Origin of the sequence: Chloracidobacterium sp. (genome assembly GCA_016711345.1) — a bacterium.
GTDB lineage: Bacteria > Acidobacteriota > Blastocatellia > Pyrinomonadales > Pyrinomonadaceae > OLB17.
On the sequence record JADJTD010000001.1, the window covers coordinates 990,442 to 1,005,487 of the forward strand.

Here is a 15,046-nt window from a genome sequence, read left to right on the forward strand (position 1 = left end):
AAATCCCCGATTAACATCACGATTAGATTTCGGTAAAATTAAGTTTACTTTAAGTAGTGCAGGTGTCAACCGATCTTGGCACGACTGCCGTACGATTGTCACAGGTTCAATCTGTAGTGACGAGGCATTCTCTGAATAGTGACTTTTCTGTTATCACCATCGTCGTGTAAAGTTAACCTAAGTTATTTTTCCGAAAGTCGAGGCGATTAACAAGATTTAGATTTAGGTGGAAAATGAAACGATCTTTCGAAGGTTCTATTTACAAAACAAAGGATGGGTCGAGATGGTTTGCCCGACTGCGTTACACGGACAAAAGCGGCACGCAACGTGAGAAAAAGCGAACCTGTATCAGTCACGCAAAGGCAAAAGCCGAAATAAAAAATCTAAAGGCCGAAGTTGCCGACGATGCCCGCGAGCGGAAAACCTACCGCGAACTGGACGCCTTTTTCAGAAAGCAATATGTTCACGCCGCAAAGTTTGTCGGCGGCAAACTGGTAAGCGGTTTTCGACAGGACACGGCGACGGTTGAACGCTATCTCGACAGGGCACTCGAACATTTTGCCGACACACCGATCGACGCGATCACCTACGCCGACGTTCGCGAATACAAACGCCGCATCGAAAACCTGCCGACAAAAAGCGGCGCGCGTAGCGTGTCTGATACGAATCATCATTTGAAACGGGTGCGGCGCCTTTTTAACATCGCCGTCGAACAAAGTTGGCTCTCCGTCAATCCTTTTGAAAAGGGGGGCTCGCTGATCGTCGAAAGTTTCGAAGTCGAGCGAACACGCATTCTCACGGCAGACGAGGAAACTAAGATGCTCGCTGCCTGCGATAAATGGCGGCAGCATTTAAAGCCAATCATCATACTCGCTATCGAGACAGCCATGCGACGCGGTGAGATTCAATCATTACTATGGTCAAACATCGATTTGACCGGCCGCTTGATTCGTATCGCCGCATCCAATACAAAGACGCTCAAGACACGGCTCGTGCCTATCAGCCAAAGGCTCAAAGAAACGCTGGCACAACTCCGGCAACATCAACTGCGACCCAATTCCAGAGTATTCCAATCCGGTGATTTTAAGAAAGCATTTGCGGGAGCCTGCTCCGATGCTGAAATTACCGACCTACATTTTCACGATTTGCGTCATACCGCAATCACGCGAATGCTTGAAAAGGGAATTTCGCCGCCGCTGGTGATGAAAATTTCTGGCCACACGCAACAGCGAACGTTTATGCGTTACGTCAACCAAACCGAGCAAAGTATTATGGAAATCGCTTTAAAACTTGACCGAGCAGCAGCGTAAATATTAAATACCAGACTATAATTAGCGACTTTGGTATGCATCAACTGCCACGGCCCGCCGGTGATAGATTCTTATTTTAGTAATCAATAACCGCCAACAAATCCCTCATATTCACACTAGGTCTGGGCGACGCGCCGACAGAAAGCCTGCCCCCATGTTTGCCCCCCCGAAACCGAAACGAGAACAACTGAACGCAACCCAACAACACCTAACTCACCGCCAAATCTTAAAAACGCCATGAAAAACCTCTAATAAACACCAAAACGCACCACAACAAAACCAACCCATCACGCTTCACACGCGATAGGCCACAAGTTCAAATCTTGTAGACGGCACCAGTAGTAGATACAAGCTTTAAAGCTAAAATCGGGGCAAGGCCAGAAATGACCTTGCCCTGTTTGTATATTGGATGTCCTGGTTTTGGGTTACGCGAGAACGTTCAATGACTCTTTGGATGTAATGATGATGTCCACCGACGATCTCTTTGATTTATCGTCTTTTTTCGGAGGTGGTTTTGTCGGTGCAGGTGTAATCACCGGCGGTGCTTGCTTGGGCGGTGGTTTCTTCTGCTCATCCTTCTGTGCGTAAACAGCTATGGACAGGCCAAGGACCATCACAAAGCTAAATAATATTTTTTGTAAAACTCTCATTTTTTTTCGCCTCTTTCGTGTTTCTAACGTTCGGAAGAGAGGGAAAGTCGGAACCACTTTCATTCAAAGCAATCCCAATGCCACAACCTAGTATTTGACGTATTTGCCCATATTTTGGTTGGAAAACAATTTCTTTAGTCTAAAACCTATCTTAAAAAATTACGTTTTCCGTTATTTTCATACGAAAACGTGAATTCGGCAATATCCGCATGCAATGATTTTTCGGTTAAATGCGATAATTGAAGCATGACAGCAGCAGCAAATTCCCGTGATCGGATGCGGGCAGTACTCGTAATAGTTGCCACGATCGGTACCATTTGGTTCAACTTCCTAGCCGCGACCGGCAGCGTCAACGGGGTTACGCCCGACGTTATTTCGGACAAATATCCCAATATTTTAACGCCTGCCGGCTACGCATTTTCGATCTGGAGCCTGATCTACCTCGGAATTGTTGCTTTTAGCATCTATCAATTTTTGGGTGCGAATCTGGTGCGTTTCCGAGCCATCAGGTCGCTGTATATTTTCAGCTGCCTGCTGAATTGCGGCTGGATCTATTTTTGGCATCGCGATCAGATCGCCATCTGCTTAGTTTTTATCTTTGCTCTGCTCGCCACACTTTTCCTGATGCTTATTTTATTTCGACGGTCTGAGGCGTCTGGCGGGACGTTATTTACAAAAGTTCCATTTGGCATTTATGCAGGCTGGGTGACGGCGGCATCGCTGGTGAATTTTGTGATCTTCCTGAAATATGAAGGTGTGGAATTATCAAATTTTGCGTGGAATCTTCTTGGCGCGGTATTGATAATTTTCGCTGCCCTGATCGCGATCCTTGTAAGAGCGAAGCTGAAAAATTATGTTTACCCGATAGCCGTCGCCTGGGCGTTGACAGCGATCGCAGTTAAACAAGGTGGCAACACGTCGATACTCGTCGCTGCCGCGATCGGTGTCGTTTCGTGCCTCGTTACCGCGGGCAGCGTCGTTGTCGATCTAAAGGATTCCAGCAGTGAATAACGGAAAGGTCTGCATTTCAATCTGCGCCGAAACACCCGACGAAATGATCACGAAGATCAAGCGAGCGGAAGAACTCGCTGACTTGATAGAGATTCGTTTTGATTGTGTATCCGCGGATCAGCTCGAACTGACATTCGAGCTGATGGAGAGTTATCAGGTCTCAAAGCCATTGATTGCGACATTTCGCTCGGCGGAACAAGGTGCGAAAACTTCTGCAACATTCGATCAGCGTAAAGAGTTTTGGCAAAAAACGCATACACGATTTTATGCGGCCGATGTTGAGGAAGATGTTTTTCAGTTTGCTGGACACTGGAACAAGCGGATAGCTTCCTTTCACGATTTTGATGGCGTTACTGCAAAACTCGAAGCCGTTTTTGAAAATTTATGTTCCACCGATGCCGATGTGATAAAGATCGCCGTTCAATCTAACGATATATCAGATGCGATCCCGGTCTGGAAACTGTTCAAACAGACGAACGTCGACGGTAGAAACGTCATCCCTATCGCGATGGGCGAAGTCGGAAAATGGACGCGGATCTTGGGTCTGGCTCACGGTACATTCTTGACGTATGCGTCTATTGGCGAAGGCGATGAAACCGCGTCCGGTCAGATAACTGCGAAAGATCTAATAGAAACATATCGCGTTAAAGAACTCGATCTCGAAACAAAAGTTTACGGTGTGATCGGCGATCCCGTTTCGGAATCTCTTTCGCCATATATGCACAATGCGGCATTTGCCGACCAGAATATTAATGCCGTTTTTATTCCTTTACAGGTAAAAGATCTTGACGAATTTATCCTTCGAATGGTGAGACCGAAAACCCGTGAAGTTGAACTTAATTTCGCTGGATTCGCCGTCACGATGCCGCATAAGCAGGCGATCATCAAACACCTCGACGCCATAGATCCAACTGCTGAAAAGATCGGAGCCGTCAACACAGTAAAGATCGACGACGGCAAATTGATTGGCTACAACACTGATGCTTACGGTTTTATCACGCCGCTAAAAGAGAGATTTGGTGATGTTAGTAGGGCAAGAGTTGCAGTTTTCGGTGCAGGCGGCGCTGCCCGAGCTTGTGTTTATGCTCTAAAGCAAGAAGGTGCTAACGTTAACCTTCTCGCCAGAGACAAAGAAAAAACGCAAGTGTTCGCCGATGAATTTGATCTGGTGACATCTCAAATTTCTAATCTCAAATCTCAAATCCCCAAAATCCTGTTCGATAATTTTGACATCATCGTCAATGCAACTCCTGTAGGAATGAAAGGCCCACTCGAAAACGAATCGTTGTTTTCTGCCGAACAGCTTGAAGGTGTAAAATTTGTGTATGACCTTGTGACAAGTGCGGTAAAGACACCGATAATTCACGAGGCAAAAAAAGCGAATATTCCTTACCTTGACGGGTTTGATATGTTGATTCATCAGGGTGCAAAGCAGTTTGAGATATGGACCGGACAGTCGGCTCCGATTGTAAAGATGAAAGAGGCAATTCAGAAGAAGATAGATTGACACAACAATGACAGTTGAAGCATTAAATTGTCCCAACTGCGGTGCCGGTGTTGCAAGCGACAGCACGCAGTGTGAATTTTGCAAATCGCGATTAAAGACGATGGCGTGTCCGTCGTGTTTTGGGCTGATGTTTGTCGGCAGCAAATTTTGCGGACACTGCGGAGCAAAAGCGGTGCAGGCAGAGGCTGCTGATGGCGATAATCTTGGCGAATGTCCGCGTTGCCGACGAAGACTCGATTCTTTGCAGATCGGCGACGTGACGCTCAGCGAATGTAAAAAGTGCAGCGGAATGTGGGCAGATGTGGAGACTTTTCAGAATATTTGTGTCGATCGAGAAAAGCAATCGTCTGTTTTAGGATTTATCGGTGATCGTGAATTAAATGCTGAGCCGCTTTCAAAGATCAGCTACGTTCCTTGTCCCAAATGCAAACAACTGATGAACCGCAGCAACTTTGCAAAAGCTTCCGGCGTGATCATCGATACTTGTAAGCAGCATGGCGTATGGTTTGATGCCGAAGAATTGCCGAAGGTGATCGAGTTTATCCAAAAAGGGGGAATGGACATCGCTCGTCAACGAGAACGAATGGAGATAGAAAACGAACGCGGGCGTTTGCGTGAAGATCTGCGTAGACAGGCAAAATTCGACGCGAAATTTGGCACTGCAAATATTTCTGACAGAGACGACGATCGCGGGGTGCAAGGTTTTTTGAGTAAACTTTTTGATATATGAACGACCGTTACAGTCGCCAAATATTATTTCGCGAGATCGGCAAGAGCGGTCAGGAAAAACTGCTGAATTCGCGTGTTTTGCTTGTCGGCTGTGGAGCGTTAGGAGCGTCGCACGCAGAAATGCTTGCACGAGCAGGCATTGGAAGATTACGAATTGTTGACCGCGATTTTGTCGAGTTCACTAATCTTCAACGGCAGACATTATTCAAGGAAAGTGACGCCGCTGAGCGTCTGCCGAAAGCCATCGCCGCAAAGTCACGCATCACCGAGATCAATTCCGAGATCGATGTGGAAGCGATCGTCGCCGATGTAAATCTCTCGAATATAGAATCGCTCATTGACGGCTGCGATCTAATCCTCGACGGCAGTGATAATTTTCAAGTTCGCTATCTTGTAAACGACGTCTGCGTACGGCACAGCAAGACGTGGATCTATGGTGCTGCAGTTTCGAGCTACGGGACGACAATGACGATCATTCCGGGCCAGACACCTTGTCTGCGTTGCATCTTTGACGAAATGCCCGACGCTGGCTCGGCTCCAACATGTGACACGGCAGGCGTGATAATGCCGATAATCGCGACGGTTTCAGCGACGCAAGTAGCTGAAGCTTTGAAGATACTTGTTGGTGACACTGATTCTCTGCATCGTTCGTTAATGCAATTCGACATATGGGCCAACGACCGTCAACGCATCAAACTCAGCGATCCGAATCCGGACTGTAAATGTTGCGGGCAAAAAATATTTGAATTTCTTGATGCTGAATCGCAGGAATTTTCTGCTGTCCTTTGCGGGCGAAATGCTGTTCAGATAGCACCGCCTTCGCAAACAAAGATCGATCTTGTGTCGCTCGCAGAACGTATTAATAGTGTGACTGAAGTAAAACAGAATGAATATTTGTTACGGTTCACCTCCGGTGAAAATGAAATTACCGTATTTCGTGATGGCAGAGCCATTGTAAAAGGAACAAACGACGTTTCAGCTGCACGTTCTCTTTACGCAAAATATATCGGGAATTGATCATATGAAGGACCGGCCAAACATTGTGATCATCGGCGGCGGATTTGGCGGCTTGTGGGCTGCCAAGGCGCTTGCTGATAAGCCTGTCGATGTCACGCTGATCGACCGCAAGAATCATCACGTCTTTCAGCCGCTGCTTTATCAGGTCGCGACAGCGGTGCTTAGTCCTGGCGAGATCGCACAGCCGATACGACGCATTCTTCACAAGGCTGATAATATCGAGGTCCTTCTTAGCGAGGTTGTCGGTTTTGATAAGGAGAATGGGTGCGTTACGCTGTCGGACGGCTCGCAGATTTCTTACGACTATTTGATCGTCGCCGGCGGAGCTCGGCATTCATATTTTGGACATGACGAATGGGAACGCGACGCGCCGGGATTGAAGACGATCGAGGACGCCGTTGAGATGCGTCGCCGTATCCTCGTTGCATTCGAGACCGCCGAACGCGATGCGTATCTCACCGGCAACCAAAAACAGTTGAATTTTGTCGTAGTAGGCGGCGGCCCGACGGGCGTTGAACTTGCCGGAGCGATCGCCGACATTGCGCGAAAGGCGCTTGCGAAAGATTTCAAGGCCATTGACACGCGAAATGCTTCAGTGATGCTCTTCGAAGGTTCAGACAAAATTCTCGGCACCTTTGGCAAGGACCTTTCCGAAAGTGCCAAGCAACAGCTCGAATCGCTCGGAGTAGAAGTGCATCTCAACAGTTTCGTTACCGACATCGAGCCTGGCCGCGTGAAGGTAGGCGACGATTGGATCGACTGTGATGTAGTTCTGTGGGCAACTGGAGTTGCCGCTTCGCCGCTGAGCAAAGCACTCGGCGTCGAGATCGATAAGGCTGGACGCGTTCTTGTCGAAAACGATCTTTCGCTAAAAGGCTTCCAGAATATTTTCGTCATCGGAGACATGGCATTTTTGCTGCAGAAAGGCGGCGAGCCTGTTCCCGGCGTCAGTCCCGCCGCGATGCAGATGGGAACCGCGACCGCGAATAACATTCTCGCCGAGTTAAAAGGGACGCCGCGCGAGGATTTTGTTTACCATGACAAAGGCACAATGGCGACGATCGGCCGAAAAAAAGCGATTGCCCAGCTCGCGGGCCTGAAGTTCACAGGTTTTATCGCATGGATGATGTGGCTGTTCCTTCATGTCTTTTTCCTCATCGGTTTTCGAAACCGGCTGGCCGTGCTTTTCGAATGGTTTTGGGCCTATCTCACGCGTGAACGCAGCGCACGGCTCATAACCGGCGACGCCTGCGAAATGAACACGCCTAAAGGTTCGCAAGTAAGTTGATCTAAATAACATCATTAAAATGAAAAAATTTCTTCTGATCTTTGTCTCAATTTTTATCTTTACCACGTTCGCATTTGGCAGCGGGCCTTCAATTTGGTCGGTCAATTCGCGAGCCGACATTTTGAAGGGTGACGCTCGCGGCGTCTCCATCGCTTCGGACGGAACGATTACGCTTGCTCCAAAATTGACTGAAATTTTTAAGACCGAACAGTCTTACATCTGGTCGAGTACGGTTGATACAAAAAGCGACATCTATCTTGGCACGGGCGGCGACGGAAAGATCTTTAAGGTCGATGCCAACGGAAAAGGTGCGTTACTCACCGATCTCGCAGAAATGAATGTCACTTCGCTTGCGATAGGCAATGGCGGAGAATTATTTGCTGGAACTTCGCCTGACGGTAAAGTTTACAAGATCGATTCCAGCGGCAAAGCTGAGGTCTATTTTGCTCCAAAGGAAAAATATATTTGGTCGCTCGCCGTTTTGGCTGACGGCAGTCTTGCGGTGGCAACCGGCGATGGCGGCAGGCTATATAAGGTAAAGTCGGCGAATGCAACGCCGGAATCTTCATTAATGTTCGACACGAGCGAGACTCATATTATTACGCTTGCGACTGACAAACAAGGAAATTTATACGCCGGAACGGATTCGAATGGACTGGTAATGCGGTTTGGAACTGATGGCAAGCCGTTCGGTTTGCTCGATTCTTCGCTGCGTGAAATTCACGATATTTCCATTGGCCCGGACGGTTCAATCTATGTACTCGCTCTTGGCGAATCGGCATCTGCGAAGAGCGAAGTTTCGCCGGTCTCGACGCCCGACAATAAAACTGTTTCAGTTGAAAGATCAAGCTCAAATCCTGAGCCGCCCGCAAAAAGCCGCTACGATCTAACCGGTGCGAAATCTGCTGTTTATCGTATCTTACCTGACGGCAGCACAGATATTTTGTGGGCATCGGCGACGGTTACAGGATTTTCCTTATACGCACATCAGACGGGTAACGGCGTCTTGCTCGGAACTTCTGACAAAGGCCGCATTTACAACATCAGCAATGATGGACGCGATACGTTGGTACTGCAGACCGATGCGAATCAAATCTCGACGCTTCAGGCTGCAGGAAATGGTCTCATCGCAACATCCAGCAATCAAGGTTCGCTGTTCCGATTCGCGCCCGACACGCTTGCCGAAGGAACATATGATTCCGCTGTGCTCGATGCAAAAAATACAGCGACTTGGGGACGAATATGGTGGAACAGCTCGGGAAGCGTTTCCATACAAACTCGAACCGGAAACACAGAAAAGCCGGATGAAACATGGAGTGTCTGGAGTGCGGCGCTAATCGATCCAAAAGGCGGCCAGGTCGCGAGTCCGAAGGCAAGGTATTTTCAATGGCGTGCAGTTCTCAGGAGTTCGGCTTCGGCTGCGTTGCTTAGTGAGGTCAATTTAGCTTTTGTTGCCCGCAACATCGCTCCTGAAGTTCTGTCTATCCAAGTTTTGCCGACAAACGTCGGTCTTGCGGCAAATCCGCCGATGCAGATCGACCCGAATATCGAGATCAACGGTCTCGATCCTGTGACATTCGGCATCCCGAATACTGCAGTGCCGCCGCGACGTGTTTATCAGCGCGGAGCTACATCTCTTCAATGGACAGCCGAGGACCGCAATGGCGACAAGATAATTTACGACGTTTATTACAAGGAGGTTGGTGACGCGAATTTCAAATTGCTTCGTGGCGACATGACTGACAATTTTCTTGCTATCGACGGCCAGTCGCTCGCAGATGGGCGATATGTTTTTAAGATCGTCAGCAGAGATTCGCCTTCGAATCCATTAAACCTAGCACTATCCGGCGAAAAATTGACCGAACCGATAGATATCGACAACACGCCGCCCGTTGTAAACGCTGTTGGCGTCCCGCAAACAACAGGCGAAATTACCAGGCTCACTTTCGAGGCCTCGGACGCCGCAAGCTACCTGACACGCGCCGAATACAGCGTTAATGGCGGTGATTGGATCTCCTTTTATGCCAACGACGGCATTTCCGACAGCCCGCGTGAAACCTATACGATCGAAGTGCCGCTGAAATCTCCCGGCGAATACGCCGTGATTTTGCGTGTTTTCGATGTGAATGGAAATGCGGGCAATGCAAGGCAAATTGTCCGGAAAAAATAGAGGGTCGCTAAGACTTTATAAATCAGCTATTTACGGATTATTCTTTCTGTTCCATTTTGTTCCAGCGTTTGTTCCACTTTGAGTGAAACGGAACATGGAACAAAAACAGCTACTTTTTGGGCAGGGTCATCGTCCGGCCTTCGCTGTCGATCTCGAGATGGCGCGTAGTATTCTCGGTGACACTTGGAGGAACGAGATCGCCCGTTTTGTAGCTTGATTCGGGTGATGCCCATTCGGTTTGGGGCGGTGGAAGTGCGGTGTTTGGAGAACCGCTAATCGTATTACCGGTATTCGAACCAACAAATGCTGTTGGGCCTTTTTCGGCCCGACGAAGCTGCATATATTGGGCAATTCCGCTCCCAAGTGAGCCGAATGCAGGTATCAGCATCCAAAACCACCAGTTCTGCCCCATTTTTGAAAATGAAAGAGCTATCGCGATAGCGAAAAAAGCCAAGCCCGTACCGATCTTTGTGATCGCGCTCTCCCAATGAATAGGTTTGCCTTTGTGATTGAGAAGCTGCTGTGGTTGTTGAGGAGTTGGCAGGGAGCTCGATACGTTGCCGAGATCCGTTCCACAGCTTCTGCAGAATTTTCCGTTATCAGGATTTTGTCCACCGCATTTCTGGCAAAACATAGTTTTATTTGTCCTTCGCTCGCTGTCGCTTTGCTTCGAAAAGTATGACGCCGGCGGCGACCGATACGTTCAAGGAATCTATTTTTCCATACATCGGTATTTTTACCAAGACGTCGCAGTTCTCGGCAACCAGCCTGTGCAAACCGCTGCCTTCGCCGCCAAGTACGAGAGCGCTTGGCCGTGTCCAGTCCCAATCGGAATATTCCATCTCGGCGTCCATACTCGTTCCGACGACCCAGATGTTTTTCTCCTTCAATTTTTCGATAAAGCGGTTCAGATTTACGGCCTTGGCGACCTTTACATATTCGATGGCACCGGCTGAGGATTTGGCGACGGTGTCGGTCAGACCGACGGCTCGCCGTTCGGGAATGATGATACCGTCAACAGCCGAGCATTCGGCAACGCGAATAATGGCTCCCAAATTTCGCGGATCTTCGACACCGTCGAGAAGGAGGATCAGCGGCGTTTCGCCGGCATTGTCCAGAATGTCGTCGGTCTCGACATAATCTGATGCAGCCGTAAACGCCATTACGCCCTGGTGATTTATCCCCGATTCGAGATGTATTGCAAAAGTTTCACGCGGCACCCAGGCAAACGAAATTGACCGCGAGCGGCACATGTCGACGATCTCTGACAAACGTTTTTCTTTCGCGCCTTCAGCAAGTAAGACCTTATCGATGCGGCGATTGTCAGCCCGCAAGGCTTCGAGAACTGGCAGCAGGCCGAAAATGAGATTTGAATTCTGCGTAGCAATTTGTGGGCGTTCACGCTCCGGACGTGGATCGTTCCCTCGTCTCTTATCTCGCGAAATCGGTGGCTTGTGTTTCATAAAAGATGCCATTGCAGCCGTGAATATTTTGTGAACTGGTTCAAGTTGTTTGTTGAGGCGACCGCTCCGAACTCGGTCTTTCCAAATCCAACACGCTGAAGTCCCTTCGAGTCTTTTCGTGATTCGATCTCCCAAACAATGCCGAGGACCTGTTTGATCGCCGAATAATTAGAAACGAGTTTTGCGTTTGGAGACCGCTCTTTCAAAAAATGTATAAGAGCTTTTAGGTTTTCAGCAGCAAGCAATCCTTTCTTTTCGCCGAGACATGAAAAATCAAATCCGGCCAAGCGAATTCGAAAACCATTAGAGTCGCTGCGGGAATAGATGTCGAGGATCGCTTCGTCTTCTGCCGTGATGGTTTCGGCAAGAATTTTTGTTTCCTTTCCGCGTCGCTTCTTTTCAAGCGAATCGATCTTGTCTGTGGTTAGAAGACCCGGCACGATCAATGCCAGATCATCCTTCGCGACTATAGTGACATTGCCTGTATTGAAATCCCTTAACACAAAGCCGCCCTCAATAATATCGATTTTGCTCAGCCTTACCGGTAGTTTGTCGACGGAGAGACCGTCGTCCGGAATTACCGAACATCTCAAGCCGAGCGTTGCCAATGCGTTGAGTATGATACCGGCTTCATTTTCGCTTTCGACCCGTGCAATCGGCAAAGGCGTGCTGAGGTCGAGGATCGATGTGATGACGGATGCATCTAGCGACAAGAGTGCGGCGATTTTATCGATGGCAGGCTTTTCTGCTGTGCTTTTGCGAACAATTACGTTGAAGCCGCATTCCCACAGTTCAAGCTTTCGACGATTCGCTTTGATCAAAGCTGCGTCTTCGATCCGTATATTAAGCTCGTTGCCGCAGTACATGCAATTGAGTCTATTTGGTGGATTTGCCCTACTGCAGCCGTCGCATGCGAGCATCTCTTTCGGATTAAATGCGATATTTTCCGACTGGAATTCCGGATCAAAATCGAGAAAAGGTTTTCCTTGTTTTTCGGGATCAACGGCCATAGAGCGAAAGCACGATTTTAACACTTAGCCTTCCAAAATGCTTGACCGCGAGCGAAGCGGTAGGCAAACTAAGGATAGGCTTGTTTCGAAAAAGGTAGATTAATGATGGTTAGCGGTAATGTAAAGATAGATTTAAAGTATTTATTTAATAATATTTTCAACATAAGCAGTACAAAAAAATAGACTCTGATTTTGTAAAACATTCACGCACATCGCCGTTCCTAATTTATCCCGATCGATAACTGGCCGTTAATACTCGCTGTTTGAGGTATAACGAAATGCAGTTCGACACGACTACCAGTTTGTCCTGGCAGTTTGGGCATCGTGGCCGCGTCGCCGTTTTTATTGACGGCAACAATCTTTTTCATGCGGCACGCTTTCACAACATAGACATTGATTACAACAAGCTGCTGCGTCTACTCTTAGGCGACGGTCGCCTGCTGCGGGCGTTTTTCTACACTGGCGTCGATGTTGGTGCAGAACGCCAGCAGGGATTTCTGCTTTGGATGAGGCGAAACGGGTTCCGCGTCGTTCAAAAAGAACTAAAGACATTCTACGATGGCACACGAAAGGCCAATCTCGATGTAGAGATCGCAGTTGATATGCTCAGCCTTGCCGGTAGATACGATACAGCTGTGCTCGTTTCCGGTGACGAAGATTTTGTTTACGCTATCAACGCCGTTGCTTACAAAGGCTGCCGCGTCGAGATCGCCGGATTTCGCTCGAACACTGCGCCTCGGCTGATCGATGTAGGTGACTTTTTTATTGATCTCGGCGAAATCGCCGACATGATACGAAAGGATGTTACACAGCCTGGCGGCTACGAAATTCCGTCCTTTGTTCCGGCCGGCTCTCCGGCAAACTTTGAAAGCAATTTTGACGAAGTTGAATCGGAAAATATTGCCGATTTTGTGCCGATCAGAGATCAGAGATGAAGTTGTTTACACCTGCCGAAGCCAACGCTATCCTGCCATCGATCATCCCGAAGCTGGAATTGATTCGCAGCCTTTATGCAAGAGTTGAGGGGTTGCGCGATGCTGCCCGAGCTGCGGCCAGTGCTTCAGATTTCGGCGGCGGAATGGAAGGCGGCACCACTTATGTAAACACGCTCTACAAGATCGGAAAGCTCACAACGGACCTGTATGAGCTTGGCATCGAAATAAAAGATCCAAGTCGTGGCTTGATCGATTTCCCCAGTATGCGCGGCGATCGCGTTGTTTTGCTATGCTGGCAGCTTGGCGAAGACGAAGAGATCGGATGGTGGCATGAAACGGATGGGGGTTTTGCTGGTCGACAGCCACTCTAAATAGCGCCGATTCCTTAAAATGATTAAACTTATGCATATCGAAAACCTCATTCTTGATAAAGTTCAAAAGATTTAAAGTTTTCTGCGCTTTACAGTTGACCGCTTAAAGTAAATCCTGATACCATCAGGTAGTTTTTGGAAACTCTCTGCGTAAATCGTTTAAACTTTAAGTACTTTTGCCTAAGCCTATGAACTGCCCGGTATGCCAACGGAGTCTGGCCCCAACACTATCGATTTGCCCTGGATGCGGAGCGATGATGAATGATTCGGTCAGGGAAGATCTCGAATCAAAAATAACAAGCGGCCGCCTTGTTCCAAAACAGATCAAAGCCAAGTCGGCTCCGCAGCCTCAACCTGTACGAGCGAGTCAACCCTTGCCTCCGCCGCCAGTCAAGAAGAAGACCGTCACCGCAAACCTTGTCACACACAAAACGAGTCAGACGCTGGTTGAATTTCAGAACAAAAACTCCGCGATGCCCGATTGGCGAATTCAGCTTCAGAATGCTGTTCAGCAGCGAAAAGGAGGGCGGGCCGATGATTCTGTGACCGCAGTGTCCGAGTCGGAAGTGCAGCATGCAAATCACGGAAATCTGGCGCTGAAAACTGAGCCGGTGAGACAGCCTGAAATGGAAGCGAGTCCAAACATCGGCGACCCGCGAGTTGCAAATGCGATGCGTCGGATCAACGAATCTCGGAATACTTTTTTTCAGGCACCGGCCAAGACTATGAAGGCGGCTCCGACCGTGCAATCTCCACCGGTCAGGCCGTTCGGCGTCGTTTCGCCAAGTGGGAACACACCCACTTTTATCTTTGGAACACCTCAGGCAAAATTACCAACGCTGCAAAAACCAAAGCTCGTGATGTCGCCGGTCACCGTTGCCGAAAAGCGTGATACGAACAAACTTCCGAAGATCGAGTTACCGGCTGAATCGAAAGCTGCCGTCGAACAGCCATTGATCGCACGCGTTGAAAAACTTGAAAGCGGCCCGATCTCGCTACCGTTTCCTGAGAGTACGCGAATACATATCACAGCGGAGAATGTTGAGATAGACGAACTGGATAGCGCGGCTCTTGACGCGGACGATATAGAAGATCTTGCTCCGTTTTCGATGCGGTTTGGGGCTGGTTTATTTGACTTTATTATCGGTGGATTCACGACGATGCTTGTCCTGTCGCCGCTTGCGTTCACTAGTAGCAATTGGTTCACAGCGGGAAGTTTCCTGACATTTACCGGAACCTGGGCGATCGTAATGTTTGTTTATATGACGGCTTGCCTAGGCTTTTTTGGCAAGACGATGGGAATGCGAATGTTTCAACTCGAACTCGTTGATGCCATAGAGAATGAATACCCAACGCTGCGTCAGGCCGCGGTCAATTCTTCTGTATTCCTTGTTTCCATCATGTTCGCCGGGGCGCCGTTTTTGACTGTATATTTTAATGAAGAAAGGCGTGCCCTACACGACCTTTTGTCCGGCACTATCCTTGTCAGGGAGTTTTAGCGTAATCCTGATATTAGAAAACTGTATTAAGTAAAGGCGTTACACTCAGGTCGAGTGTAACGCTTTTTAGCGGCTATCTTAGTTAC

Annotated in this window: 14 protein-coding genes; 10 read left to right on the top strand and 4 right to left on the bottom strand. The window is 48.6% G+C overall.

The genetic code is table 11. From position 1 onward, the window contains the following. The first annotated feature begins 233 nt into the window (after nt 1-233). The gene (locus tag IPL32_04025; GenBank protein ID MBK8464976.1) at nt 234-1,310 is read left to right on the top strand and encodes a tyrosine-type recombinase/integrase; all 1,077 of its coding nucleotides are present in this window, start codon (nt 234-236) and stop codon (nt 1,308-1,310) included. Between the two features lie 425 nt (nt 1,311-1,735). Here the strand turns inward: IPL32_04025 and IPL32_04030 are convergent, their stop codons facing one another. Beyond that, nucleotides 1,736-1,960, bottom strand: coding sequence for a hypothetical protein (locus IPL32_04030; GenBank protein MBK8464977.1), 225 nt, complete (start codon nt 1,958-1,960; stop codon nt 1,736-1,738). Nucleotides 1,961-2,206: 246 nt separating this feature from the next. Between IPL32_04030 and IPL32_04035 the strand changes: the two genes are divergently transcribed. From IPL32_04035 to IPL32_04060, 6 genes are read left to right on the top strand one after another with little or no spacing between them, the layout of a single operon-like run. Continuing rightward, a complete protein-coding gene (locus IPL32_04035; protein MBK8464978.1) occupies nt 2,207-2,971 on the top strand; it encodes a tryptophan-rich sensory protein in 765 nt (254 codons plus the stop codon). Next, the gene (gene aroE / locus IPL32_04040) at nt 2,964-4,478 is read left to right on the top strand and encodes a shikimate dehydrogenase (protein MBK8464979.1); all 1,515 of its coding nucleotides are present in this window, start codon (nt 2,964-2,966) and stop codon (nt 4,476-4,478) included. Before IPL32_04035 ends, aroE begins: the two co-directional genes overlap by 8 nt. 7 nt (nt 4,479-4,485) lie before the next feature. Continuing rightward, a complete protein-coding gene (locus IPL32_04045; protein ID MBK8464980.1) occupies nt 4,486-5,208 on the top strand; it encodes a zf-TFIIB domain-containing protein in 723 nt (240 codons plus the stop codon). Continuing rightward, the gene (locus IPL32_04050; GenBank protein MBK8464981.1) at nt 5,205-6,224 is read left to right on the top strand and encodes a ThiF family adenylyltransferase; all 1,020 of its coding nucleotides are present in this window, start codon (nt 5,205-5,207) and stop codon (nt 6,222-6,224) included. Before IPL32_04045 ends, IPL32_04050 begins: the two co-directional genes overlap by 4 nt. Before the next feature lie 4 nt (nt 6,225-6,228). Continuing rightward, nucleotides 6,229-7,512, top strand: coding sequence for an NAD(P)/FAD-dependent oxidoreductase (locus IPL32_04055; protein ID MBK8464982.1), 1,284 nt, complete (start codon nt 6,229-6,231; stop codon nt 7,510-7,512). A 19-nt stretch (nt 7,513-7,531) separates the two neighbouring features. Continuing rightward, the gene (locus tag IPL32_04060; GenBank protein ID MBK8464983.1) at nt 7,532-9,682 is read left to right on the top strand and encodes a hypothetical protein; all 2,151 of its coding nucleotides are present in this window, start codon (nt 7,532-7,534) and stop codon (nt 9,680-9,682) included. Nucleotides 9,683-9,791: 109 nt separating this feature from the next. Here IPL32_04060 and IPL32_04065 read toward each other — a convergent pair whose 3' ends face one another. Genes IPL32_04065 through IPL32_04075 form a run of 3 tightly spaced genes read right to left on the bottom strand, consistent with a single transcriptional unit; the run spans nt 9,792 to nt 12,155 of the window. Then, nucleotides 9,792-10,316, bottom strand: coding sequence for a hypothetical protein (locus IPL32_04065; GenBank protein MBK8464984.1), 525 nt, complete (start codon nt 10,314-10,316; stop codon nt 9,792-9,794). Between the two features lie 4 nt (nt 10,317-10,320). After that, a complete protein-coding gene (gene rlmB, locus IPL32_04070) occupies nt 10,321-11,145 on the bottom strand; it encodes a 23S rRNA (guanosine(2251)-2'-O)-methyltransferase RlmB (GenBank protein MBK8464985.1) in 825 nt (274 codons plus the stop codon). Next, entirely contained in the window at nt 11,142-12,155 is a 1,014-nt protein-coding gene (locus IPL32_04075; GenBank protein MBK8464986.1) for a hypothetical protein, read from the bottom strand. The genes rlmB and IPL32_04075 overlap by 4 nt, the downstream gene beginning before the upstream one ends. 278 nt (nt 12,156-12,433) lie before the next feature. Here IPL32_04075 and IPL32_04080 point away from each other — a divergent pair, with 278 nt between their 5' ends. The 3 genes from IPL32_04080 (at nt 12,434) to IPL32_04090 (ending at nt 14,960) form a co-directional block, all read left to right on the top strand. Further along, complete coding sequence (locus IPL32_04080; GenBank protein MBK8464987.1) at nt 12,434-13,090, top strand: NYN domain-containing protein; 657 nt, start codon at nt 12,434-12,436, stop codon at nt 13,088-13,090. After that, nucleotides 13,087-13,461 (top strand): DUF2203 domain-containing protein, encoded by a 375-nt coding sequence (locus IPL32_04085; protein MBK8464988.1) that lies wholly within the window; start codon nt 13,087-13,089, stop codon nt 13,459-13,461. Before IPL32_04080 ends, IPL32_04085 begins: the two co-directional genes overlap by 4 nt. Before the next feature lie 254 nt (nt 13,462-13,715). Continuing rightward, on the top strand, nt 13,716-14,960 hold the full coding sequence (locus tag IPL32_04090; GenBank protein ID MBK8464989.1) for an RDD family protein: 1,245 nt from the start codon (nt 13,716-13,718) through the stop codon (nt 14,958-14,960). The last annotated feature ends 86 nt before the right edge of the window (nt 14,961-15,046 follow it).

What these genes read in the sequence shown, in the direction of transcription:
- IPL32_04025 (MBK8464976.1), top strand. Translation starts at nt 234, where the DNA reads ATGAAACGATCTTTCGAAGGTTCTATTTACAAAACAAAGGATGGGTCG.
- IPL32_04030 (MBK8464977.1), bottom strand. Translation starts at nt 1,960, where the DNA reads ATGAGAGTTTTACAAAAAATATTATTTAGCTTTGTGATGGTCCTTGGC.
- IPL32_04035 (MBK8464978.1), top strand. Translation starts at nt 2,207, where the DNA reads ATGACAGCAGCAGCAAATTCCCGTGATCGGATGCGGGCAGTACTCGTA.
- IPL32_04045 (MBK8464980.1), top strand. Translation starts at nt 4,486, where the DNA reads ATGACAGTTGAAGCATTAAATTGTCCCAACTGCGGTGCCGGTGTTGCA.
- IPL32_04050 (MBK8464981.1), top strand. Translation starts at nt 5,205, where the DNA reads ATGAACGACCGTTACAGTCGCCAAATATTATTTCGCGAGATCGGCAAG.
- IPL32_04055 (MBK8464982.1), top strand. Translation starts at nt 6,229, where the DNA reads ATGAAGGACCGGCCAAACATTGTGATCATCGGCGGCGGATTTGGCGGC.
- IPL32_04060 (MBK8464983.1), top strand. Translation starts at nt 7,532, where the DNA reads ATGAAAAAATTTCTTCTGATCTTTGTCTCAATTTTTATCTTTACCACG.
- IPL32_04065 (MBK8464984.1), bottom strand. Translation starts at nt 10,316, where the DNA reads ATGTTTTGCCAGAAATGCGGTGGACAAAATCCTGATAACGGAAAATTC.
- rlmB (MBK8464985.1), bottom strand. Translation starts at nt 11,145, where the DNA reads ATGAAACACAAGCCACCGATTTCGCGAGATAAGAGACGAGGGAACGAT.
- IPL32_04075 (MBK8464986.1), bottom strand. Translation starts at nt 12,155, where the DNA reads ATGGCCGTTGATCCCGAAAAACAAGGAAAACCTTTTCTCGATTTTGAT.
- IPL32_04080 (MBK8464987.1), top strand. Translation starts at nt 12,434, where the DNA reads ATGCAGTTCGACACGACTACCAGTTTGTCCTGGCAGTTTGGGCATCGT.
- IPL32_04085 (MBK8464988.1), top strand. Translation starts at nt 13,087, where the DNA reads ATGAAGTTGTTTACACCTGCCGAAGCCAACGCTATCCTGCCATCGATC.
- IPL32_04090 (MBK8464989.1), top strand. Translation starts at nt 13,716, where the DNA reads ATGATGAATGATTCGGTCAGGGAAGATCTCGAATCAAAAATAACAAGC.